Source organism: Aminobacter sp. MDW-2 (genome assembly GCF_014250155.1).
Lineage (GTDB): Bacteria > Pseudomonadota > Alphaproteobacteria > Rhizobiales > Rhizobiaceae > Aminobacter > Aminobacter ciceronei.
In genome coordinates this window covers 659516-683083 of record NZ_CP060197.1, presented here as the reverse complement: position 1 = coordinate 683083, position 23568 = coordinate 659516, and the positions used below count along the sequence as shown (strand labels likewise).

Sequence of the window (23568 nt, the reverse complement as noted above, 5' to 3'; positions counted from 1 at the left end):
TTCTCCCGCACACGGAGAGCAGGCAAAAGCTCTCAAACGTGCTGACCGCCGTTGATATGGATTTCAGAGCCCGTGACATAGGAGGCCTGGCCCGAGCACAGGAAATAGATGATGTCGGCGACTTCCGACGTCAGGCCGAGCCGGCGCATCGGGATCGTCTCGACGATCTTGTCGGTCCCCGGCGACAGGATGGCAGTGTCGATCTCGCCGGGCGCAATGGCGTTGACACGGATGCCGTGCGGGCCGAAGTCGGCGGCCATCTCGCGGGTCAGCGCGCCAAGTGCTGCCTTGGACGTGGCATAGGCCGTGCCGGCAAAGGGATGGACGCGGGTGCCGGCGATTGAGGTCACGTTGACCACCGAGCCCTTGGCCGCCGCCAGTTCCTTGAACAGGCCGCGCGCCAGCATGATCGGCGCCAGGAAATTGACCTGGAACACGTCGCGCCAGACGTGCATCGGCGTGTCGATCGAGTTCATCCGACCGCCGCCCTTGTGCTTGGGCGAGATGCCGGCGTTGTTGACGAGCGCATGCAGCAGTCCGCCTTCCTTCTCCAGCCGCTGGCGGATTTCGGAAACGGCGCTGCCGACATCACCCTGGTCGGCGAGGTCGACCTTGATGTGATCGTCCGGACCGGCCGGCCACGGGCAATCGTCTGAAAATGCCTGGCGCGAACAGGTGATGACGCGCCAGCCCTCGCGCGAAAAGCGCTTCACCGTCGCATGGCCGATGCCGCGGCTGGCTCCGGTCAAAACGATCGTCTTTCGCCCTTCGGTCTTCTCGGCCATCACATCCTCATTTTAAGCTTACAGCTTATGTAGCGGATGCACCTTGCCATTGCGAGGGGGCGCGGCTCTCGGCCGCGCTCGGCAGAGGCCTCGCGGCTTGACCGCGCCGGCCTGACGGGCGACTTCTAGGCCCCATGTCCATGACCTCGCGACGAGGAGACTGTCCGTGCAATTTACTGAAATCGGCGGCATCACGCTGCATCACCAGCTGATCGGCGGGCCTGCCAACAAGCCGGTCTTCGTCTTCGTCAATTCGCTCGGCACCGACTTCCGCATCTGGCGTGACGTCATCATCCGCTTTGCCGGCGACTTCCCGATCGTCACCTACGACAAGCGCGGCCACGGCCTCTCCGATGTCGGTACGTCGCCATATCGGATGGACGATCACATCGGCGACCTCGAAGGGCTGCTCGATCATCTCAACGTCAAGGACGCCATCATCTGCGGGCTGTCGGTCGGCGGCATGATCGCGCAAGGCCTTTACGCCAGGCGGCCCGACCTGGTGCGGGCGCTCGTGCTCTGCGACACCGCCCACAAGATCGGCACGGCAGAGCTGTGGAACAGCCGCATCGCCGCCGTCGAAAAGGATGGCATCGCGGCGATCACGGGCGACATTCTGCAGCGCTGGTTCACGCCCGACTTCCACGCGCAGCGCAAAGCCGACCTCACCGGATACCGCAACATGCTGACGCGCCAGCCTGTCGTCGGCTATGCCGGCACCTGTGCTGCCCTGCGCGATGCCGACTACACCGAGGCGGCCAAGGCGATTGCTGTGCCGACGCTCTGCGTCGTCGGCGATCATGACGGCTCGACGCCGCCGGCGCTGGTGCGCGCGCTGGCCGATCTCATCCCCGGCTCTCGCTTCAAGATCATCGACGGCGCCGGCCACATCCCTTGCGTCGAGAAGCCGGAAGAACTGACCGCTCTCATCAAGAACTTCGTCGCCCAACTGCCGCCGCAATAGGCTGGCTGCCACCGGTGGCGCCTACGCCGCCGGTGGTTCCATCGCTTCGGTCGTGGCGCTGCCGGCCTCGTCCGGCTCCTTGAGCCTGAACCAGGCGACATAGAGTGCCGGCAAAAACAGCAGGGTAATTGCCGTGCCGGCCAGAATGCCGCCCATCATCGCATAGGCCATGGGCGCCCAGAACACCTCGCGGGCGATCGGGATCAGCGCCAGCGATGCTGCCGCCGCCGTCAACGCAATCGGCCGCATGCGGTGCTCGGAGGCCTCGATCACCGCATGCCACCGGTCGGTACCCGTGGCGATCAGCTCCTCGATCTGGACGATCAGGATCACCGAATTGCGGATCAGGATGCCGACCAGCGCCAGCACGCCGAGGATGGCGACGAAGCCGAGCGGCTGGCCCGTCGGCACGAGTGCCGCGACCACGCCGATCAAGCCGAGCGGCGCGACAGCCACCACCAGGAACAGCCGCTGGAAGCTTTGCAGCTGCAGCATCAGCACGGTTGCCATGATGAACAGCATAAGCGGCACCACGGCGATGATCGGCCCTTGGCTGTTGGCGCTTTCCTCGACCGAACCGCCGGTTACGACAGTGTAGCCGTCGGGCAACTTGGCCGCGAAGTCGTCGATCGCTGGCTTGAGTTCGGCGACGACGGTGTCGGGCAGGGCGCTGCCGACCATGCCCGCCTTGACGGTGATGGTGGGCAGGCGGCTGCGGCGCCAGACCGTCGGCTGCTCGATCTCGTAGCGGAAGTCGGCCACCGTCGCGAGCGGGATGGATTCGCCGCCTCCGGTGGGTATCTGCAGGTTGCGCAGCGTTTCGATCGAGCCGCGTTCGGCATCCTGCGCCCGCACCACGACATTGATCAGATATGTGGCGTCGCGCACCTGGGTGATTGCCACGCCGCCGACAACGCTGTTCATGGCGCTGGCGATGTCCTCGGAGGTGATGCCGAGCTGCCGTGCCTTGTCCTGTAGCACCTCGACCTTCAGCACGCGCTCCGGCTCGTTCCAGTCGAAGCTTGGCGCCTGCAGCTTGGGATTGGCCGAAATGACGCCCGCCAGCTGCTGTGACAGCGCCCGCACCGTCTGCACCTCCGGGCCGCTGATGCGATACTGCACCGGCCGGCCCACAGGCGGGCCGAGCTCCAGCGTCTTGACGTAGGTGTCGGTTCCGACGAACTGCTCGCGCAGGATCTTTTCGATCGCCGGCTGCACCCGGTGCCGTGCTTCGAGGTCCTTGGTTACGATCACCGTCTGGCCGAAATAGGGATTGGCCGGCTGCACGTCATAGGCCAGCACGAAGCGCACCGCGCCCTGTCCGATATAGGAGCTCCAGTGGTCGATGTCGGCATTGCCCTTCAGCGCGATCTCCTCGAAGCGCTCGATCTGGGCACGTGTCTCGGCAATCGAGCTGTTCTGCGGCAGGTTCCAGTCGACGATCAGTTCGGGCCGGTCCGACGGCGGGAAGAACTGTTGCTGCACGAAAGTCAGCCCCACCACCGACAGCACGAAGGCGACGACGGTGGCGATGATGGTCAGCCAGTGGCGGCGCACGGCAAGCCGCAACAGGCGCGAGAAGCCCGCCGCAAAGCGGCCCGGCCGCTCGTCGTGTTTTTTCATCGTCGCCGGCAAGAGCGTGACGCCGAGCAGGGGCGCAAACAGCACCGCCACGATCCAAGACAGCAGCAGCGAAACGGCGATGACGACGAACAGCGTGTAGGTGTATTCGCCGGCCTGGCTGCTGTTGAGGCCGATGGGGATGAAGCCTGCGACCGTCACCAGCGTGCCGGTCAGCATCGGAAACGCAGTTGACGTGTAGACATAGGTCGCGGCTTTGCGGAGCGAGTCGCCGACCTCCAGCCGGGCCACCATCATCTCGACGGCAATCATCGCGTCGTCGACGAGCAGGCCGAGCGCGATGATCAGCGCTCCGAGCGAAATGCGCTGCAGCGAGATGCCCATATAGGCCATGACCAGGAAGGTGATGGCCAGCACCAGCGGGATCGACAGCGCCACCACGAAGCCGGCACGCATGCCCAGGCTGATGAAGGACACGGCGAGCACGATGGCCACCGCCTCGAACAGCGCGCGGGTGAAGCCCGACACGGCATGCTCGACGATGACCGGCTGGTCGGCGACCTGGTGCACGCCGACGCCGACCGGCAACTCACCGGTGACCTGCCCCATCAGCGCCTTCAACGCGTCGCCGAACTCAAGCAGGTTGGCGTTCGGCTTCATGCCGATGGCGAGACCGATCGCCGGTTCGCCATTGACGCGGAACAGGGCCGTCGGCGGATCGACGTAGCCGCGGCTGATGGTGGCGACGTCGCTCAGCCGGAAGAAGCGATCATTGACCCTGAGGTTGATCGCCCTGAGGCTTTCCTCCGAGGTAAACTGGCCGCCGACGCGCACCGCGATGCGCTCCGGTCCGGCCTGGATGACACCCGACGACGACACCGCGTTCTGCGCCTGCAGGCTGGCGACGACGGCCTGCTGGTTGAGGCCCAGAGCCGCGATCTGGCGCGTCGAGAATTCGAGATAGATGACCTCGTCCTGCGCGCCGATGAGCTCGACCTTGCCGGCATTGGGAATGGTCAGGATGCGCGTGCGCACCATCTCGACATAGTCGCGCAGCTGGCGCATCGACAGCCCGTCCGAGGTGAAGGCATAGATGTTGCCGAACACGTCGCCGAAGCGGTCGTTGAAGAACGGTCCTTGCACCCCTTGCGGGAAATTGGGCCGGAGGTCGTTGACCATGTTGCGGACCTGCACCCAGGTCGGGGCCACGTCGCGCGCCTTGGTGGTCGGCTTGAGATTGACGAAGATGATCGTCTGGCCGGCGGTCGTCACGCTGCGGCTGAAATCGAGGCTCTCCAGTTCCTCGAGCTTCTTTTCGATCCTGTCGGTCACCTGCCGCGTCGTTTCGTCGACCGAGGCTCCCGGCCAGTTGGCCTGGATCAGCATCGTCTTGATGGTGAAGCTCGGGTCTTCCTCGCGGCCGAGATTGAGATAGGCGAAGACGCCCGCCACGGTGAAGATCAGCATGAAGTACCAGACCAGGGAGCGGTGGTTCAGCGCCCAGTCGGAAAGATTGAAACCCTTCACCTACGCCCCCTCTGGAATTCTGACCTTCTGGCCCTCGGCGAGGCTGCGCACGCCGGCAGTCACCACGCGCGTGCCGGCGCCGATGCCGCCGGCGGTAAAGCTCGCACCGTCCTTTGCCTTGACCTCGACAGGCTGCAGGCTGACGGTCGAAGCATTGGGGTCGACGACCCAGACGAAGCTCTTGCCGTCCTTTTCCAGCAAGGCCGTCAGCGGCAGGTCGATCGCAGCGTCTGCCTTCGACGGCTGTGTCGCCGTCACCGTCGAGCCGAGCCGAAAGGCCGTCGGCGGAGCGCTCAACGCCAGCCGCACCCGCCGCGTTCGCGTCGCAGCATCGGCCTGCGGCGCGATTTCGCGGACATGTGCCTTGGCCCGCAGCGACGGCAGCATCTGCAACGCCACCTCGAACTCGTCGCCGTCGCGCAGGCTGATCGCCATCTGGTCGGGAACGTCGACGACGGCCTCGCGCGCATCCGAGCGTGCCACCGTCACCACCATCTGTCCCGGAGAGACTGTCTGGCCGACCTCGGCGCCGACCGCGGTGACGATGCCATCGAAGTCGGAAAACAGTCGGGCATAACCGAGTTGCTCCTCCGACTTGGCCAGTGCCGCGCGCGTGCGCTCGACATTGGCCGCAGCGGAATCCAGCGCCTGTTTCGCGGAATCATAGACTGCCTGCGAGGTGTTGGATTCGGCCAGCAGGCTGCGCTGCCGTTCCTCGCTGGCGGCGGCATTGGCGAACTGCGCCTCCGCCGTCGTCAGGTCGGCGCGCGCTGCCTGCGATGCGAGCTCCAGCGCCAGCGGGTCGATCGCGGCAAGCGTCTCGCCCTTGGTCACCATGTCACCGACGCCGACATCGCGCGTCACAAGCCGCCCGAGCAGGCGGAAGGCGAGGTCGGCGGAGAATTCAGGCTGTATCGTTCCGGCAAAGCCCTGCGCGGTCGGGCCGTGCGGCTCGACGACAGTCGACAGCACCGGGCGGATGACTTCGGGAGGGGGCGCTTTTTCCTCGCTGCAGGCCGCAAGCGCGAGCAACGGCACGAAAGCAAGCAAGCTTGTCCTGGAGATCATGGCGCCACCTCCACCACCTGGCCGGGACTGAGCAATTGTCCGCCCTGGGCGACAACCGATTGTCCGATCTCCAGTCCATTGGCCACGACGACGACACCCGAGGCAAAGGACTGCACTTCGATCGCCGCCAGCGCCACAGCCTTGGTCGCGGGGTCGATGGTCCAGGCCGCCGGCCTTCCCGCATCCGACATCAGCGCCTGCCATGGCAGCACGATGGCCGGCTGGGGCTTCGACACGATTGTGCCTGTTATCGCGGCACCCAGCGGCATCTCGGTGGGCGTGTTTGGCACCATCACCTTGACCCGGATCGAGCCCGATGCCGGATCGACCGCCGGCGACACCTCGCGCACCTGTCCCGGGGCTTTGATGCGCGGGTCAGAAATCAGCGCGATCATCACGTCGGGTGCCACCGGGTTGCGCGCCACCAGCGCCTCGTCGACATTGAACACGGCGTCGCGGTCTCCGTCCTCGGCAACGGTGAACACCGTCTGTGCCGCCTGCACGACCTGGCCAACCTCGATCGTCCGTGCCGTCACCACGCCGTCGGCGCTGGCCTTCAGTTCGGTATAGGTCAGCCGGTCTTCGGCATTGCTCATCTGGCTCTGTGCCGATTCCACACCGCTTTGGGCGACGCGTTGCGCCTGGTCTGCCTGGTCGTAATCGCGCCGCGTCGTGAAGCCCTGGGCAAGCAGCGTCTTCTGCCGTTCGAATGCGGCGGCGGCCTGCTTGAGCTGCGCCTGCGCGGCATAGAGGCTGGCCTGCGCCGCCCGCACGTCCGACTGCTGCTCCTGCGGGTCGAGCTTCGCCAGCACCTGGCCCTTGGTCACGCGCTGGCCGATGTCGACACTGCGCTCGGCGACCCGGCCGCCGACCTGGAATGACAGGTTGTTCAGCGTCCGCGCGGCAATGACGCCGGTCAGCGATGTCGATGGTGCATAGTCGGTCAGTTTGACCTCGACGGAGCGCACCACGATCGGCTGCCGTTCCGCCGTTTCCTGTTTCTGGCAGGCCGGAAGCGGCAACAGAAGGCAAAGCGCGAGGGCGGTGAGGTGTCGTCTGGGTGGCGCGCATGCCGATATCTTGCCCGGCATGCCTGCGGTGATCGGGTTCGTGGATCGCATCTGCCCCCCCAAATCGCTTCGTCAACAAGCTACGATGCAACTGGCAATCGGGCAACGCCCAGCAAACCTGCCGGTATCGTGATGCGACAGGGCGAGTGCGTGGCGCACAGCACACGTTGCCACGGAACCCGAGCTATTCCGGAGCGTTGTTGGACGCAATCAACTCGGAGGATCGCCATGGATCGTATGCTCTTCGACAGCCCTGTACAGATCCGCATCGGGACGGAAAGCACCCAGCGCGAGGTGACGACCGTCAAGGGCGCCTACGAAGCGCTCGTCGACTGGCCGCATGCCAAGCGCAGCGGTCCGCTCTACCGCGAGGCGGTCGAAACCGTATCCGCAGCCCTTGCCGGCACCCGCACGCGCGAGGCTGCCAAACGGGCCTTTATCGCCGCTGCCGACGAAATCGGCATCAGGATCTGAGCTTGTCGGCCATCGGGCGGAGGGGTGGCCGTTCGCCGGGCGGCGAACGGCGCAAGACTCTATTGCCGGCGAAAATGGGCAGGACATCTCAGTCACGCACGGTTTGCCGGAATAAATTAACTCTACAGAAGTTATAGAATTAACATTCTGAATGGGCATCGTCATTCAACCCCGGCCGCGGCATCTTCGATCCCGTACTGGAATTTCTGCGACCGATCCCGCCGCTCGCCTATCTGCCGCCAGTGATCATCTGGCTCGGCATCGGCGAACAGGCCAAGGTGTTGGTCATCGCAATTGCCATGGTGGCGCCGATCGCGCTGTCGACGGCCTCCGGCGTGCGCGGTGTGCAGCAGGATCGCCTCAACGCCGCGCGCCCGCTTGGCGCCACGCGCCGGCAGGTCTTCCGTTTCGTCGTCTTGCCCAGCGCGCTGCCGTCGATCCTCACCGGCCTGCGCATCGCGCTGGGCGCCGGCTGGACCACTTTGGTCGCCGCAGAACTGGTGGCTGCGACGCGCGGCCTCGGTTTCATGATCCAGTCGGCGACTCAGTTCCTCGTCACCGACGTCGTCGTGATGGGTATTCTTGTCATCGCCGCGGTCACCTTCATGTTCGAATTCGGCCTGCGTTTTGTCGAACGAGGCTTGTGCCCTGGGCCGGCCGCGAGTAGCGGTCGGCCGAGGCTGCGGCCCGGCACTTATGCCCGCATGGTTTCGCGCATGGCGCTGCGTCCGCGCAGCATGGGTAGCCCCAGCGTCACCAGCACGAAGCCGGCTGTCACGACCTTGAGGTCGCTTGGCTGCAGCCCGATCGACAATGCCAGCGACACGAGCTGATAATAGACCATTGCACCGACGACAGGCGCCAGCAATTGCCGGGTGACGGTCTGCCGTCCGGTGATCGTTTCGCCGATGACCAGCGAGGCGAGACCGTTGATCAGGATGCCGGTGCCCATGCCAACGTCGGCATAGCCCTGCAACTGCACGATGAGCGCGCCGCCAAGCGCGGTCAGGCCAGAGGCGACACCCAGGCCGACGATCGTGTATGTCCAGATGCTGATGCCGAGCGATGGCGCCAGCTCCGGATTGATGCCGATGACGCGCAACGCCGCTCCTGCCTGCGTGGCCAGGTACCAGCGCAATGCGGCCAGGGCCACGACGATCAGCACGGCGAATGTGGCGACTTGCAGCCGAACGTCGGTCAGGATGGCCGGGTTGATCTGGGTAAAGATGTTGTCGGTGTTGAACAAGGCGATGTTCGAGCGGCCGAGAACGCGCATGTTCGCGCTGTAGAGTGCCGTGAAGACCAGGATGCCGGCCAGCAGCGAATTGATGCGAAAGCGCAGATGCACCAGCGCGGTCGCCGCGCCGGCTCCGACACCAGCGAGCATCGCGACAACGGTTGCCAAGAGCGGCGGATATCCGGCCAGCAAAAGTGTGGCGCAGACGCAGCCGCCAAGCGGAAACGCACCTTCGCTGGTCAGATCAGGAAAGCTCAGCAAACGGAACGGGATCATGATGCCGAGCACCAGGAACGAATAGATGAGGCTTTGCGAGAGCGTCACCGGCACGAGATTGAGATAGGCGTGGATCACGTCCATTGGTCAGGTTCCGAGCAGCATGCGATCGTTTTCGATTCTGAACTTCTCGACGAGATCGGCAGGTGTGAGTCTTGCCTTCTCGGTGCCGCCGATGTCGTCGCGGATGCGGCCGGCGTCCATCATGACGAGCCGGTTACCGGTCTCGATCGCCTGGCGCATGTTGTGAGTGACCATCAGCGTGGTCAGCGACTGCTCGGCGACGATCCGCAAGGTCGTCGCCATGATCAGCTCGGCGGTGCGCGGATCCAATGCTGCCGTATGCTCGTCGAGCAACAGCAGCGAGGGGCGCGACAACGATGCCATGATCAGGGACAAGGCCTGGCGTTGCCCGCCGGAGAGCTGGGCCACCGGCGTCGACAACCGGTCTTCCATGCCGAGCGCCAGGCCGGCGAGCAGCGCCCGATAGCGGTCACGCTTGGCGCCGTCGAGATGGCGCGCGAAGCCTCTGCGCTGCCCGCGCTGTTCGGCGAGCGCCAGGTTCTCCTCGATGGTCATGGCCGCTGCAGTGCCAATCATCGGGTCCTGGAAGACCCGCGCGATCATGCCGGCCCGGCGATGTGCTGCAAGGCGGGTGATGTCCCGGCCGTCCAGGGCAATCGAGCCGCCATCCGGCTCGATTGCGCCGGCGATGGTGTTGAGCAGCGTCGATTTGCCGGCGCCGTTGGAACCGATGATCACGACGAAGTCGCTGCGATTGAGCGCAAGGTCCACCCCGTTCAACGCCGGTCGCGCTCCGGCAAGGCCGGCGTTGAAGGTTTTGCGCAAGTCCGCGCAGACAAGCAGGGGCATGCTCACCGCTGTCACTTGAGCAGCCATGGACTGTCCTTGAGTGCTTCCGGAACCGTCAGGCCGACGGCTGCGAGACCCTTGGGGCTGACATAAGCGTCGAAGTCTTCGCCCTTGGGAACATAGGGCGCGATGTCGGCCGGCTTCTCGCCCTTGAGGATCCGGTCGGCGATGTCGGCGGCATGCTCGCCATTCTTGCGATAGGAGATGGCGTGGAAACCGGCGAGCTGATCCTTGAGGTCAGGGGCGTAGACCGAGTTGAACAGCGGCAGCTTGATCCTCTGCGCCACCTGGGCAACGACCGGTACCGAGGTCTGCACCACATTGGACTGGATGAGGAAGATGGCGTCCACCTGTCCGGCGAAGGTCTGGACACGCTGGGGCAGGTCGTTGGGGTTGTCGACCGGCACGCCGACGATTTCGATCCCGGCCTTTGCGGCCGCCTTGTGGATCAGCTCCATATTGGAGGTGTCGTTGTCTTCGCCCGGATTGAACAGGGTCCCGACCTTCTTGACCTCGGGCAACACCTTCTTGAGGTAGTCGAAGGAAGCATCGAAGTCGGGCAGCATCGACGCGCCGGTGCTCCAGCCCGAGCCGTGCTGCCAATCCGGCACGATGCCCGCCACGACCGGGTCGACGACCGCGCCGAACACGACCGGGATCGACTTGTCGGTAATGCCGCGCACCGCCGCCTGGTTGAGGCCGGTGGTGATGGCGAGGATCAGCGCCGGATGCTTGGCTTCCACCTGCTGCAGGATCTGGGGAACGAGGCTGCGGTCGAAATTGGCGTGCTGGAAGCCGTAGGTGACGTCCTTGCCTTCGACGTAGCCCAATTCGCTCATCCGGGCCTTGAAGCCTTCGGCGACCTGGTTGAGCGCCGGGTGCTCGCCGAAGCTGGCGATCTCGACCAGTTTCGGGTCAGCCAGGGCTGCGCCATTCGCGGCGGTGAGCAAGGCTGCAGCGAGCAGCCACTTCATCAATTTCACGACACGCTCCTAAGGTTGGGATTACACGATGGAGGGGCGCCAGTTCTGTTCGGCGACCCGCAGGAAATTCTCGCCCAGCACGCCAAGTATGGCCGTCTCCGAATAACCATGGCGTTCCAGCGCTTCGACCAGTTCGGGCAGGACTTCGGGTTTGACATCGGCCCACGGCGGGCGCGGATAGCCGCGCAACGCCATCATCGGACCGGAGTCGTAGAGCTTGGTCATGAAGGGCTGGTAGAAAACGGTGTCGAGGCCGAGGCCGACATATTCGGGCCCGACGAGCTGGGCGACGTAATCGATATGGCGCATCAGCGCCGGAACGTCGGAACGGTTGTCGTCGGTCAGGAAGGCGCCGATGGAGTTGATGCCGACCACGCCGCCTCGGCGGGCGAGCGCCTTGATCTGGACGTCGTCGATGTTGCGCTCGTGGTTCTTCAGCGCACGTACGCTCGAATGCGAGAACACCACCGGCTTTTCCGATAGCTCGATGATGTCGAGCGACGTGTTGATGCCGGCATGGCTTGCGTCGAGCATCATGCCGACGCGGTTGGCCTCGGTCACGAAGGCACGGCCCAGCATGGAAAGCCCGGCATCCGAGGGCTCATGGCAGCCGTCGCCAAGCGGGTTGCGGGTGTTGTAGGCGACGATCATCCAGCGGATTCCAAGCCGGTACCAGCTGTCGATCATCGCTGGCTCGTGCGCGGCCGGGCCGGCCCCTTGCAGATGCAGGCCGATCGCCATCTTGCCTGACTGCTTGGCCGCGCGGATGTCGGCCACGGTTTCGATGAGCTGGTAATCGTGAGCGCGTTGCTCGAACCAGCGCCTTTGTTGGGAGAGATGCCGGAACGTCGGCTCCGGTCGGTCCCAGTCGGCGCCGATTGTGAGCGAGAGGAAGGAGAACCCCGCGTCGCGATAGCGGACCAGCATGTCGGGTCCTTCATCGAGACATTCGGGAGTCCAGCCCACGGCACTTTCCCAGACGACAGCCTTGGCGATGAGGTTGTTGGCTGAAACAGTCACGTCGTCTGCACCCGCTGAGCAATGAAATCCAAGCGGTCAGCTAATCGGCAATCTCGTCGTTGCGCTATTGCCCGGAATGGGTTTGATTGTTTCATACTTGAACCAATCAAGGCTCCGTCATGCCGACAACGCCCGATCCGTTCGACCTGATGATCTTTGCGCGCGTTGCGGAAACGGGCAGCTTCAGCGCCGCGGCCGAACGGCTTGGTCTGCCGAAGTCGACGGTGTCGCGGCGCATCACCGTCCTCGAAGCGCAGTTGGGCGAGCGCCTGCTCCAGCGCAGCACGCGGCGCAATTTCCTGACCGAGATGGGCCAGCGCATTCTCATTCCCGCCGAACAGATCATCCACGAGGTGGATGCCGTCATGGCCGTCGCCGAACACCGGCAGGTGACCCCGTCGGGGCGGCTGCGTGTCTCCGTCCCCGGCGACCTTGCCGCAATCTCGCTCGCACCGATGCTGGCTGAATTCAGCAAGGCATATGGCGAAATCCTGCTCGAACTGGATCTGTCGCCTCGTTATGTCGACGTCATTGCCGACGGTTTCGATCTCGCCATACGGATCGGTGGCGAAGCGCAGGACCTGAGGTTGACCACCCGGCATCTGGTCGACCTCGGCATCGGTCTTTATGCCTCGCCGCAGTACAGGGATCGCGCCGGCCAGCCCGATGCGCCCGAGGCCCTCGCACATCATGACGTGCTGGTGCTGCTCGCCGATGGCGTTCCGGTCAACTGGGTGCTGAACAAGGATGCCCAGTCGGTTGCCGCCGACATGTCGGGGCGGCGGGTCTGCGCGAATTCTTACGAGCTGCTGTTCCGCATGGCGCGTTCCGGCGCCGGCATTACGGCGATGCCCGATCTTTTCGCGCGGCCTTACCTGGCAAGCGGCGAACTCGTCCGCATCCTGCCGGCATGGAGTCTTGCCCCGGCCATGGTGCGCGCCGTCTTTCCGAGCAGGCAACTGATGCCGCGCAAGACGCGGGTCTTCCTCGATGCGCTTTTGGGCCATCTCAAGCCGCGTCCGCTGAGGACGGCGCAGCCACTGCCAGCCTAGTCGGCGATCGCCGGCAGTGTCGGCGGCGTCGCAACAAGCCGTCTGCGTGCCGAAGACGATGGCGTCATAGTCGGCAAGTTCGCTTGGTATGGCCAGGGGTGCCGGATGCCCGCCTTGAGCAGCATCGTTGCTTCGTCCATCAGCTAGGGAACGCGGCAGCACCAGGATCTTGGACGTGGGGATCTCCTTCTGCCGGCCGCCGCCGGAAGTGAAAAGGTTGCTGACTGTCTCGAGGGAGACGCCGCCTGAAGGCGGCGCATTTGTTCAGGCAGTGGCGAGCCTGGCTGGAGCCGGCTTTGCCTGCTGGGCGCGCTGGCTGAGCCAGACGCTGCCGAGCACCACGACCATGCCGAGGATCTGCGCTGCGCTGAGCGACTGGCCGAGCACCGACCAGCCGAGGATCACGGCGGTCATCGGGCTGAGAAAGCCGAGCGGTGAGACGACTGATGGTTCCAGCCTGGCGATGCCACGGAACCACAGGATGTAGGTCAGTGCCGCGCCGATCAGGCCAAGCCAGGCGAGGCCGAGCAGGTTGGGCATCGTCAGCGACGGCAGCGACGGCTCCTGCAGCAGCGCCACCGGGAGGAGCAGCAGACCGCCAGCCGTCAGTTGCCATGCAGTGAAGGTCAGCGGTGTGACTGGCGGCTGCCAGCGCCGGCTGAGCACCGTGCCGGCGGCCATCGACACGGCACCGGCGAGGCCGGCAGCGATGCCGATGGGGTCGAGTGCCGCGTGCGGCGTCAGGATCAGCAGCGCCACGCCGGCCATGCCGGCAAGGGCAGCCACGATCGACAGCGGGCGGATCGGCGAGCCGAGCAAGGCGCGTGCGAGCAGGATGACGATCAGCGGCTGGATCGCGCCGACGGTTGCCGCGACGCCGCCCGGCAGCCGGTAAGCGGCAACGAACAGCAGCCACCAGAAGACCGAGAAGTTGAGCGCGCCGAGCACCAGCACGCGGGCCCACCAGATGCCCTGCGGGAACTGCCGGACGAGCAGCAGTAGCAGCAGGCCGGCTGGAAGCGCCCTCAGCATGGCAACCGTCAGCGGGTAGCCGGCGGGCAGGAACTCAGTCGTCACGATATAGGTGCTGCCCCAGATCGCGGGGGCGATTGCAGTCAGCAGCAGGTCGGTGTTGCGCGTCGTCATGGCTGCATCTCTCTTTACATCGAGTATCTTGATCTCAAGATAATCCATATTCTCTTGACGTCAAGAGAAATAATCGGAATGGTGGGCCATGGATCAGGTTGACGACATTCTTGCCCAGTGGAACCGCGAACGGCCCGACCTCGACGTCGCGCCGATGGGGCTTATCGGCCGCGCCAACAGGGTGTCGCAGCATCTCGGCCGCGAGATGGAGAAGACCTTTGCAGCGCATGGGCTGAACTTCGCCAGCTTCGACGTGCTGGCGACGCTGCGTCGTTCGGGGCCGCCTTATGCGCTGTCACCTGGCGATCTCTCGGCGACGATGATGATCACCTCGGGCACCATGACCAACCGCGTCGACCAGCTGGAAAAGGCAGGCCTCGTCGAGCGTCGGCTCAACCCCGACGACCGCCGCAGTTTCATCGTCTCCCTGACCGACAAGGGCTTCGCCACCATCGACGCCGCCGTCACCGACCATGTCGCGACGCAGACGCGCATCGTTTCGATGCTGACCAAGGAGGAGCGGGTGGCGCTCGACGCGCTCCTCAGCAAGTTTTTGGTCGGATTCGAGAGCGTGTGACTTTGGCTACGGCCAGCTGGGAATTACCCCTCCCCACAAGGGGGTGGGAGACCAGCGTGCCGCCACGACATCTCGCCGTCTCGGGCAGGATTTGGCGGTTCACCCCGCCAGCGCCTGCTCCAGGTCGGCGATCAGGTCATCGCCATCCTCGATGCCCGCCGACAGCCGCACCAGCGAATCCGAGATGCCGATCGCGGCGCGCTTCTCGGCCGGGATCGAGCCGTGCGTCATCAGCGCCGGGTGCTCGATCAGGCTTTCGACGCCACCGAGGCTTTCTGCCAGCGTGAACAGCTGCGTGCGTTCGAGGAAGCGCTTGGTGCCGGCGAGGTCACGGTCGAGGTCGACCGATATCATGCCGCCGAAATGATGCATCTGCGCCTTGGCGATGGCATGCTGCGGATGGCTGTCGAGGCCGGGATAGATCACCCGGCGCACATCCTTGCGCGCTTCCAGCCAGCGCGCGATCTGGGCGCCGTTCTGCGAATGCCGCTCCATGCGCAATGCCAGGGTCTTGATGCCGCGCAGCGCCAGGAAGCTGTCGAATGGTCCGGAGATCGCGCCGATGGCGTTCTGCAGGAACTTCAGCTGGTCGCGCAGTTCCTTGTTGTCGCCCACCACCACGCAGCCGCCGACCATGTCGGAATGGCCGTTGAGATACTTTGTCGTCGAATGCACGACGATATCGATGCCGAGCTCCAGAGGGCGTTGGAGGTAAGGGCTGCAGAAGGTGTTGTCGGCGACCGAAAGCACGCCCTTGCGCTTGGCGATTGCGGCGACCCCTTCGAGATCGACGACACGCAGCAGCGGGTTGGTCGGGGTCTCGACCCACAGCATCCTGGTCTCCGGCCGGATCGCCGCCTCGACGGCGGCGAGGTCGGTGAAGTCGACGAAGCTCACCTGCAGCCCGGCGGTACGCTTGCGCACCCGCTCGAGCAGCCGGAACGTGCCGCCATAGATGTCGTCGGTGGCAACGATATGCGCGCCGGCGTCGAGCAGCTCGAACACAGTGCCGATCGCCGCCAGCCCGGAGGCGAAGGCGAAGCCGGCGGAGCCGCTTTCGAGGTCGGCAATCGCCCGCTCGAAGGCAAAGCGTGTCGGGTTCTGGCTGCGGGCGTACTCAAAACCCTTGTGCACGCCCGGGCTCTGCTGGCCATAGGTCGAGGTGGCGTAGATCGGCACCATGACGGCGCCCGTCGTCGGGTCGTGGCTCTGGCCGCCGTGGATTGTGCGCGTCGAAAATGCCAGCCGGTTCTTCTGCGTCGTCATTTTGCTCGCCTGAGATGGTTGATGAGGTCGACCCGAGTGATCAGCCCGACAAATTCCTCGCCGTCGAAGATGATCGCCACTTCGTTGCGGTCGAAGATCGGCAGCAGCGCATCGAGCGTCTGGTTCGCCTGCAGCGTGTGCAGGTCCTTTGCCATCGCCGTCGAGACGGGTGCGTTGAAGCGGTTCCAGCGGCTGTCATAGGGTCCTTCGACAACAGCCAGTATGTCGCTCTCGTCGACGATACCGACGAGCTTGCCGTCTTCCAGCACCGGTAGCTGCGACACGTCCCCACGCCGCATCCGGCCATAGGCCGTCAGCAGGCTGTCGCCAGGTCCGACGAACACCGTGCCGCCCTCGCGATGCGAGCGCGCCACCAGGTCGCTGAGATCGCCATGATGTTCGCGCTCGTCCAGCCCCTGTTCGGCCAGCCAGAAGTCGTCGAACACCTTGGATAGATACTTGTTGCCGCTGTCGCAGACGAAGGTCACCACGCGCTTTGGCGTCTTCTGCTCGCGGCAGTAGCGCAGGGCCGCCGAAAGCAGCGTGCCCGACGACGAGCCGGCCAGGATGCCTTCCTTGGCAAGCAGGTCGCGAACCGCCAGCATGCTTGCCTTGTCGTTGACCGTGTAGGCGCGTCTGACCAGCGACAGGTCGCAGTTCGGCGGCACGAAGTCCTCGCCGATGCCTTCGACGGTCCAGCTGCCTGCCTCTTCCATCTTGCCGGTCTTGACCAGCGGCGCCAGCACCGAGCCCAGCGGATCGGCCAGCACCATCTCGGTCTTGGGCGACACTTTGGCGAAGAACCGCCCGAGCCCGGTCAGAGTGCCGCCCGAGCCGACACCCACCACCACCGCATCGACATCGCCTTCCAGCTGTTCCCAGATCTCGGGGCCGGTCGTCGTCTCATGTGCAAGCGGGTTGGCCGGATTGGCGAACTGGTTGACATAGAACGAACCAGGGATCTCGGCGGCGATCTTTTCCGCCATGTCCTGGTAATATTCGGGATGGCCCTTGCCGACGTCGGAGCGCGTCAGCCTGACCTCGGCGCCGAGCGCGCGCAGGTGCTGGATCTTCTCGCGGCTCATCTTGTCGGGCACGACGAGGATGATGCGGTAGCCCTTGGGGATACCCACTTGCGCCAGTCCGAGCCCGGTATTGCCAGCGGTCGCCTCGACAATGGTGCCACCGCGCTTGAGCTTGCCCTCGCGCTCGGCCGCGGCAATCATCGAAAGTGCGATGCGGTCCTTGATCGAACCGCCGGGGTTCTGGCTTTCGAGCTTGATGAACAGCCGGCACAGGCCGGTGTCGAAACGCGTCAATTCGACGACGGGCGTTTCGCCGATCAAATCGAGCACGGACCTGAAGGGCGGGTTCAAGCGGCTCATGGCGGCGTCTCCCTCGGCAGGCAGGTTCATCGGAATATCCCATGTCGGGCGGGCGGACACCAGCCGCCCGGAAGCGTGTTGCGGCCGTTTGGCCATCCTGGCCGCATTTACCGGTGCTGCCCCAAACGAACAAAGGCAGGGCTTTTCGTTTCGTGCGAAAGCTTGAGAAGGAAATTCTCACGCGCCAGCTTTGGTTCCGTTTGCGGGCAATACATTTCTCTTTCCGGCTGTTGTTGACTCTCCACTTGGTGGAGCACCTAGAAGGGCTGTCATGGACGACAGGATCTACACCATCGGTGAGCTTTCCAGGCTGAGCGGCATCACCGTTCGCAAGCTCCGTTTCTACTCGGACAGGGGGCTTTTGCCTCCGACGGTCAGGGCGGAGAGCGGCTACCGCATGTATTCGGGCGTCGATCTCGAACGGCTCGGGCTCATCCTTGCCCTGCGCGATGCCGGCGTAAGTCTCGCCGACATCGGCAAGATTCTGTCCAACCGCCTCGCCATCTCGGCCGTGCTGGAGCTCAGGCTCCAGGCGCTCGAGGCGGAAATCAAGTCCAAGCGCCGTGTCGCCGCCGCCCTCAGGGCGGCCATCCGGGTTCCCGACCCGACAACAGACGACCTCAGGAGAATATGGACCGTGACAAAGCTCTCCCAGACTGAATTTCGCGCCGCCATCGAGCGCTTCTTCGAAGACGTGGCCTCCGAAGCCAATGTCTCGCCGGAATGGAAGAGGCAGATGATCGACGCTTCGACACCCGACCTGCCCGACGACCCCACGCCCGAGCAGGTCGACGCCTGGACCGAGATCATGGCCTTCGTTTCGGACAAGGAATACGCCATGGAGCTGCGCAACAGCATGTCGTCGATGTGGGACGGCGCGTTCGATCCCGCGGCCTATGCCGAGGCTTCCACTGCCATCTTCGCCCGCGTCCGCCAAGCCATGGACAAGGGCGAGACACCGGGGTCCGAAACCGGCAAGGCGATCGCCCGAGACTGGCTGGCCAGTTCCGCCAAGGCGATGAACAGGACACCCGACAAGGCCTTCCTCGACTGGCACGACAACCAGTACCGCAAGTACCATTCGCGGTCGGCGCGCTATTACGAACTGCTGCGCATCCTCAGGGGCGACCGCCAGCCCGACACGATCAGCGAGGAATGGAGCTGGATCAACGCCGCCATGGCCGGGGCGCTGTAGCCTGGCGGCCATGCTGGTTTGCGGGAGCTGCCAAACAACAAAGGGCCCGCGATGCGGGCCCTTTGCATTGATCTTTCTTTCAGGACTTATTCAAACTCGCCGAGGTCGCGGACGGCGCCGCGGTCGGCCGAGGTGGCAAAGGCGGCATAGGCCTTCAGTGCCTTGGTCACCTTGCGCTTGCGCACTTCCACCGGCTTCCAGCCCCTGGCATCCTGCTCGGCGCGGCGGGTGGCGAGCGTCGCTTCGTCGACGCGCAGGCTGATCGTGCGGTTGGGGATGTCGATGTCGATCATGTCGCCCTCGCGCACCAGCCCGATCGTCCCGCCATTTGCCGCCTCAGGCGAAACGTGGCCGATCGACAGGCCTGACGTGCCGCCCGAGAAGCGGCCGTCGGTGAGCAGCGCGCAGGCTTTGCCCAGGCCCTTCGACTTGAGGTAGCTGGTCGGGTAGAGCATCTCCTGCATGCCGGGGCCGCCCTTCGGACCCTCGTAGAGGATCACCACCACGTCGCCGGCCTTGATCTCGTTACCAAGGATCGCCTTGACCGAGGCGTCCTGGCTCTCGAACACGCGAGCGGGTCCCGAGAATTTCAGGATCGACTCGTCGACGCCGGCTGTCTTCACCACGCAGCCGTCGCGCGCGATGTTGCCCTTGAGTATGGCGAGGCCGCCGTCCTTGGAGAAGGCATGTTCGGCCGAGCGGATCACGCCTTTTTCGCGGTCGAGGTCGAGATCGTCCCAGCGCCGGTCTTGGCTGAATGCTGTCTGCGTTGGTACGCCGCCCGGGGCGGCGAGGTAGAAGTCGCGCACCGCCTGGCTCTTGGTCCGCGAGGTGTCCCAATGATCGATGGCTTCGCCGATCGTCGCCGTGTGCACGGTCGGCAGGTCGCGGTTGAGCAGGCCGGCTTTGTCGAGCTGGCCGAGGATGGCAAAAATGCCGCCGGCGCGATGCACGTCTTCCATGTGCACATCGGCCTTGGCGGGCGCCACCTTGCACAGCACCGGAACCTTGCGCGACAGCGCGTCGATGTCGTCTTGGTCGAAGTCGATCTCGCCTTCATGGGCCGCCGCCAGGATGTGCAGCACTGTGTTGGTCGAGCCACCCATGGCGATGTCGAGCGCCATGGCGTTTTCGAATGCCCCCTTCGAGGCGATGGAGCGCGGCAGCACGCTCTCGTCGTCCTGCTCGTAATAGCGCTGGGCGAGGTCGACGATCAGGTGACCGGCCTCGACGAACAGCCGCTTGCGGTCGGCATGCGTTGCCAGCGTCGAGCCGTTGCCGGGCAGCGACAGGCCAAGCGCTTCGGTCAGGCAGTTCATCGAATTGGCGGTGAACATGCCAGAGCAGGAGCCGCAGGTCGGGCAGGCGGAGCGTTCGATCACCTTGACGTCTTCGTCGGTGACCTTGTCGTCAGCGGCGGCGACCATGGCGTCGATCAGGTCGAGCGCATGGGTCTTGCCGTTGAGCACGACCTTGCCGGCCTCCATCGGGCCACCCGAGACGAACACCGCCGGGATGTTGAGCCGCATTGCTGCGTTCAGCATGCCGGGCGTGATCTTGTCGCAGTTCGAGATGCAGACCATGGCGTCGGCGCAATGCGCGTTGACCATGTATTCGACGCTGTCGGCGATGATCTCGCGGCTCGGCAGCGAGTAGAGCATGCCGTCATGGCCCATGGCGATGCCGTCGTCGACGGCGATGGTGTTGAACTCCTTGGCCACGCCGCCGGCGGCCTCGATCTCGCGGGCGACCAACTGGCCGAGGTCCTTCAGGTGTACGTGACCCGGCACGAACTGGGTGAAGGAGTTTACGACAGCAATGATCGGCTTGCCGAAATCGGTGTCTTTCATGCCGGTGGCGCGCCAAAGGCCACGGGCACCCGCCATGTTGCGGCCGTGGGTGGTGGTGCGCGAACGATAAGCAGGCATGGGGGCTCTCTCATACAATAGATGGCTAACAGTGGGATTGAGCCACTATCGCCCTTGCGTCAACCATTTTTCGCCTGAGCAGGCGTCTGGCATGACGACCGCGGGCAGCTGCCATGCATTTCGTGCAGTGCAGGCGCGGTTTCAAACCTTGGCGTTGGCCGATTTCCGGCCCTTGCGGCCGCGCCGCAGCTCGGCGACGCCGACGGTCAGGCCCATCGCCAGCGCCATGGTGGCGGCCAGCGAGCGGAAGCCGCCGAAATCGGCCTCGGCCACCTCGAACCACACGCTGGCAAACTGCGCCAGCGGCGAGAATGCGCTGTCGGTGATGGCAACGACAGGCACGCCGTTTGCGGACAATACCCGCGCCTCCTCGACGGTTGCCGAGGCATAGGGCGAGAAGCTGATGGCGATGACGGCGTCCCTTGGCGTGGCGAAGGAAATGATCTCCGGGCTCAGCCCAGAGGCGGATTCGATCAACTGGCTGCGCACGCCGAGCTTGCCCAGCGCATAGGCGATGTAGCTGGCGACAGGATAGGAGCGCCGGCGGGCCAGGATGTAGATCGTCTCGGCGCCGTTGAGCAGGTCAACGGCGCGGTCCAACGTCTCGTCGTCGATGTTGCGCGACATCACGTCGATCGACTTGCTGGCTGCTGCCAGGAAGCCATCGACGATGCGACGATTGCTGGTGCCGTCGTCGGCATCGCCGCGCACCACCGTCAGCCGCTCCTCATAGGACGTCGTGCGCTCCCTCAGGCGCTCGCGGAAAACCTGCTGCAGGCTGGTGAAACCGTCATAGCCGAGGTGCTGCGCGAAGCGGATCAGCGTCGAGGGCTGCACGCCAGCCGAACTGGCGATGCTGGCGGCGGTGCCGAAGGCGATCTCGTCGGGATTGTCGAGGGCATAGGCCGCCACCTGGGCGATGCGTTTGGGCAGACTTTCCCTGCGGTCGAGGATCAGCGCCCTCAGCGCCTCGAAATCGCGCGGCAGTGCCTCCGAAACCGTGTCCGCCATGTCGTCCATTCCGCCTCCGCCTATCCCACCATAACCGTGCCGCCGCGGGCTGTCCAAATAAAATGAACTGTATGTTCCATTTTCGCAAAAATTCGACTATTCAGTCCGCCGTGAGCATGATCTCAAAGCAGGAGAAGATCATGCTTCGGCAAAATGCCCGAGCCCCATTCCGACGGGATGCGAGCTCTATAAACCGGGAGAGCGTGAAGTGACAGGCGTAGGTCTTATCGGAACCGGCTTCATGGGCAAGTGCCATGCGCTGGCGTGGAATTCGGTGCGCACGGTGTTCGGCGACGTCGACAAGGTCAGGCTCGTCCATCTCGGCGAGGCCAATGCCGACCTCGCCGCCCAGCGCGCTTCCGAACTCGGTTTCGAAAAGTCGTCGGGCGACTGGCGCGCCGTCGTCGCCGATCCGGAGGTCGACATCGTCTCGCTGACCACGCCCAACCAGTTCCATCCGGAGATGGCCATCGCCATCCTCGAAGCCGGCAAGCATCTGTGGTGCGAAAAGCCGATGGCGCCGACATTGGCAGAGGCTGAAGCCATGGCCGCGGCTGCCCGCAAATCGGGCAAGGTGGCCGTGCTCGGCTACAACTACGTCCAGAGCCCGGCCATCCGCCACATCAGGCAGCTGCTCGACGAAAAGATCATCGGTGACGTCAACCATCTCCGCGTCGAGATGGACGAGGACTTCATGGCCGATCCCGAAGCGCCGTTCTTCTGGAAACACGAGGCCAAGTCAGGCTACGGCGCGCTCGACGATTTCGCCGTCCACCCGCTGTCGCTGATATCAGCCCTGTTCGGCCGCGTCGGCCGCGTCATGTGCGACATGGCCAAGCCCTATGCAGATCGCCAGGTCGCCGGCGGCGGCCGCCGAGCGGTCGAGACCTATGACATCGCCTCCAGCCTGATCCATCTCGAAAACGGCGTCTCCGGCACGCTGCTGGTCAACCGTTCCGCCTGGGGGCGCAAGGGCCGCATCCAGGTCCAGATATTCGGTTCCAAGGGCTCCATCGTCTTCGATCAGGAGCGCTTCAACGAAATCCAGCTTTATGTCACCTCGGACCGCCCGACCGAGCAAGGCTACCGCACCATCCTCGCCGCCCCCGTCCATGAGCCCTACGGCAAGTTCATCCCAGCCCCCGGCCATGGCCTCGGTTTCAATGACCTCAAGACCATCGAATGCCGCGAACTGCTCGCCCGCATCGCCGGTCAGCCGGCGCGTGTCATCGACTTCGACGAGGGCCTTGAGATCGAGCGCACGGTGCACGCCATGGCGCAGTCCTTTGCCGAGCAGAAGTGGGTGAAGGTAAGGTAGGCAAGTCTCTCAAGACTTGGGTTCCTCGCCCCACACCGTGGGAGAGGTGTCACGGCAAAGCCGTGACGGAGAGGGGCCTTTTTCAGCAAACGCCACTTCGCCGAGCGGCGTTCGGCCATCCCACCTGCACGACATAAGCCGCCAGCAACATCGCGGCGTTCATCTCCAGCACTTCCTCGACGGCGGCGAGCGCGCGTGATGAGGCTGCGATGTCGATCGCCTGCGCCAGCCCGATGAAGCCGACATGCAGAAGGAGCAGCGCATGGCCCGACAGCCATGTCGTTGTCCCCGCCATGCCTTGCCTGATGTGGCGCAAGGCGAGCAACACCAGCCCTGCTGACAGCGCGAGTATCAGCGCGACCAGAAGCCAGGCGAGGCCGTGGCTGACATCGCGCAACATGCGGTAAGCAAGGATCACGAGGTCGTGGAAACCGTCGAGTTGTCCGCCGCCATAAAGCCCCGGTGGCTGGAAGCCGAACAGGCGGGCGCCGAAGCTGGTCTCGTCTAGCAGCTCGGCAAACCCGATCAGGCCGGCAAGCACGACCGTAACCCTGGGACCACGTCGCAGCGTCGAAGCCGCGGCGCCAAACACGGCGGCAGCCAGGAAGAGCACCGTCCCCGTCTCGACGATACCGTCTTCCTTGAGCAACAGGTGACGGATGCCGGGCGCAACGATCGCCGCAAGTGCCGCAGCGGTGGTGACGGCGCCGACGAGCGCCAGCGCCACCATGAGAAACCGGATCTGGTCGCTCCGCCGCGGATCCGGCGTTGCGCCGGCAAGTATCGGATGCGCAAATTCTGCCACCGGCCCCCCTGTTGTAAGACTGTCACC

General features: G+C 64.7%; 20 protein-coding genes and 1 pseudogene. 7 read left to right on the top strand and 14 right to left on the bottom strand.

Annotated features, from left to right (window positions below):
- Positions 1-32: 32 nt before the first annotated feature.
- Positions 33-785 carry an SDR family NAD(P)-dependent oxidoreductase gene (locus H5P29_RS03335; RefSeq protein ID WP_067955447.1) on the bottom strand — a complete coding sequence of 251 codons (753 nt, stop codon included), beginning with the start codon at positions 783-785 and terminating at the stop codon, positions 33-35.
- Positions 786-951: 166 nt separating this feature from the next.
- On the opposite strand from H5P29_RS03335, the gene pcaD reads away from it, so the two are divergent.
- Positions 952-1749, top strand: a complete 798-nt coding sequence (gene pcaD, locus H5P29_RS03330) for a 3-oxoadipate enol-lactonase (protein WP_067955445.1) — start codon at positions 952-954, stop codon at positions 1747-1749.
- A 21-nt stretch (positions 1750-1770) separates the two neighbouring features.
- Here the strand turns inward: pcaD and H5P29_RS03325 are convergent, their stop codons facing one another.
- The 3 genes from H5P29_RS03325 to H5P29_RS03315 are packed head-to-tail and all read right to left on the bottom strand — an operon-like array spanning position 1771 to position 7046.
- The gene (locus H5P29_RS03325) at positions 1771-4857 is read right to left on the bottom strand and encodes an efflux RND transporter permease subunit (protein WP_185910236.1); all 3087 of its coding nucleotides are present in this window, start codon (positions 4855-4857) and stop codon (positions 1771-1773) included.
- A complete protein-coding gene (locus H5P29_RS03320) occupies positions 4858-5925 on the bottom strand; it encodes an efflux RND transporter periplasmic adaptor subunit (RefSeq protein WP_154385852.1) in 1068 nt (355 codons plus the stop codon).
- Entirely contained in the window at positions 5922-7046 is a 1125-nt protein-coding gene (locus H5P29_RS03315) for an efflux RND transporter periplasmic adaptor subunit (RefSeq protein ID WP_154385853.1), read from the bottom strand. The genes H5P29_RS03320 and H5P29_RS03315 overlap by 4 nt, the downstream gene beginning before the upstream one ends.
- A gap of 177 nt (positions 7047-7223) precedes the next feature.
- On the opposite strand from H5P29_RS03315, the gene H5P29_RS03310 reads away from it, so the two are divergent.
- Together H5P29_RS03310 and H5P29_RS03305 are read left to right on the top strand one after the other, a co-directional pair.
- Positions 7224-7469, top strand: a complete 246-nt coding sequence (locus H5P29_RS03310) for a DUF982 domain-containing protein (RefSeq protein WP_067955441.1) — start codon at positions 7224-7226, stop codon at positions 7467-7469.
- Between the two features lie 173 nt (positions 7470-7642).
- Positions 7643-8136: pseudogene (locus H5P29_RS03305) on the top strand (ABC transporter permease subunit); the annotation flags it as partial.
- A gap of 27 nt (positions 8137-8163) precedes the next feature.
- Here H5P29_RS03305 and H5P29_RS03300 read toward each other — a convergent pair.
- Genes H5P29_RS03300 through H5P29_RS03285 form a run of 4 tightly spaced genes read right to left on the bottom strand, consistent with a single transcriptional unit; the run spans position 8164 to position 11858 of the window.
- Positions 8164-9066, bottom strand: a complete 903-nt coding sequence (locus tag H5P29_RS03300) for an ABC transporter permease (protein WP_067955439.1) — start codon at positions 9064-9066, stop codon at positions 8164-8166.
- Positions 9067-9069: 3 nt separating this feature from the next.
- Positions 9070-9849 carry an ABC transporter ATP-binding protein gene (locus H5P29_RS03295; RefSeq protein ID WP_067965839.1) on the bottom strand — a complete coding sequence of 260 codons (780 nt, stop codon included), beginning with the start codon at positions 9847-9849 and terminating at the stop codon, positions 9070-9072.
- A gap of 17 nt (positions 9850-9866) precedes the next feature.
- Positions 9867-10829 (bottom strand): ABC transporter substrate-binding protein, encoded by a 963-nt coding sequence (locus H5P29_RS03290; protein ID WP_246341065.1) that lies wholly within the window; start codon positions 10827-10829, stop codon positions 9867-9869.
- A gap of 30 nt (positions 10830-10859) precedes the next feature.
- Positions 10860-11858: a dipeptidase gene (locus tag H5P29_RS03285; RefSeq protein ID WP_067955435.1), complete on the bottom strand. Its 999-nt coding sequence runs from the start codon at positions 11856-11858 to the stop codon at positions 10860-10862.
- A gap of 119 nt (positions 11859-11977) precedes the next feature.
- On the opposite strand from H5P29_RS03285, the gene H5P29_RS03280 reads away from it, so the two are divergent.
- Positions 11978-12910, top strand: a complete 933-nt coding sequence (locus H5P29_RS03280; protein ID WP_154385856.1) for a LysR family transcriptional regulator — start codon at positions 11978-11980, stop codon at positions 12908-12910.
- Between the two features lie 264 nt (positions 12911-13174).
- Here H5P29_RS03280 and H5P29_RS03275 read toward each other — a convergent pair whose 3' ends face one another.
- Positions 13175-14056: an EamA family transporter gene (locus H5P29_RS03275; protein WP_083948717.1), complete on the bottom strand. Its 882-nt coding sequence runs from the start codon at positions 14054-14056 to the stop codon at positions 13175-13177.
- Positions 14057-14144: 88 nt separating this feature from the next.
- On the opposite strand from H5P29_RS03275, the gene H5P29_RS03270 reads away from it, so the two are divergent.
- Complete coding sequence (locus tag H5P29_RS03270; protein ID WP_067955430.1) at positions 14145-14633, top strand: MarR family winged helix-turn-helix transcriptional regulator; 489 nt, start codon at positions 14145-14147, stop codon at positions 14631-14633.
- Positions 14634-14732: 99 nt separating this feature from the next.
- On the opposite strand, the gene H5P29_RS03265 is transcribed toward H5P29_RS03270, so the two are convergent.
- Complete coding sequence (locus H5P29_RS03265; protein WP_154385858.1) at positions 14733-15899, bottom strand: cystathionine gamma-synthase; 1167 nt, start codon at positions 15897-15899, stop codon at positions 14733-14735.
- Entirely contained in the window at positions 15896-17284 is a 1389-nt protein-coding gene (locus tag H5P29_RS03260; protein WP_154385859.1) for a pyridoxal-phosphate dependent enzyme, read from the bottom strand. Before H5P29_RS03260 ends, H5P29_RS03265 begins: the two co-directional genes overlap by 4 nt.
- A 271-nt stretch (positions 17285-17555) precedes the next feature.
- Here H5P29_RS03260 and H5P29_RS03255 point away from each other — a divergent pair, with 271 nt between their 5' ends.
- Positions 17556-18479, top strand: a complete 924-nt coding sequence (locus tag H5P29_RS03255; protein WP_154385860.1) for a MerR family transcriptional regulator — start codon at positions 17556-17558, stop codon at positions 18477-18479.
- Between the two features lie 86 nt (positions 18480-18565).
- Here the strand turns inward: H5P29_RS03255 and ilvD are convergent, their stop codons facing one another.
- Together ilvD and H5P29_RS03245 are read right to left on the bottom strand one after the other, a co-directional pair.
- The gene (gene ilvD, locus H5P29_RS03250) at positions 18566-20407 is read right to left on the bottom strand and encodes a dihydroxy-acid dehydratase (RefSeq protein WP_154385862.1); all 1842 of its coding nucleotides are present in this window, start codon (positions 20405-20407) and stop codon (positions 18566-18568) included.
- A 141-nt stretch (positions 20408-20548) separates the two neighbouring features.
- Complete coding sequence (locus H5P29_RS03245) at positions 20549-21427, bottom strand: MurR/RpiR family transcriptional regulator (protein ID WP_154385863.1); 879 nt, start codon at positions 21425-21427, stop codon at positions 20549-20551.
- Between the two features lie 232 nt (positions 21428-21659).
- On the opposite strand from H5P29_RS03245, the gene H5P29_RS03240 reads away from it, so the two are divergent.
- Positions 21660-22736 carry a Gfo/Idh/MocA family protein gene (locus H5P29_RS03240; protein ID WP_154385901.1) on the top strand — a complete coding sequence of 359 codons (1077 nt, stop codon included), beginning with the start codon at positions 21660-21662 and terminating at the stop codon, positions 22734-22736.
- An 82-nt stretch (positions 22737-22818) separates the two neighbouring features.
- On the opposite strand, the gene H5P29_RS03235 is transcribed toward H5P29_RS03240, so the two are convergent.
- The gene (locus H5P29_RS03235; RefSeq protein WP_154385864.1) at positions 22819-23541 is read right to left on the bottom strand and encodes a hypothetical protein; all 723 of its coding nucleotides are present in this window, start codon (positions 23539-23541) and stop codon (positions 22819-22821) included.
- Between the last annotated feature and the right edge of the window lie 27 nt (positions 23542-23568).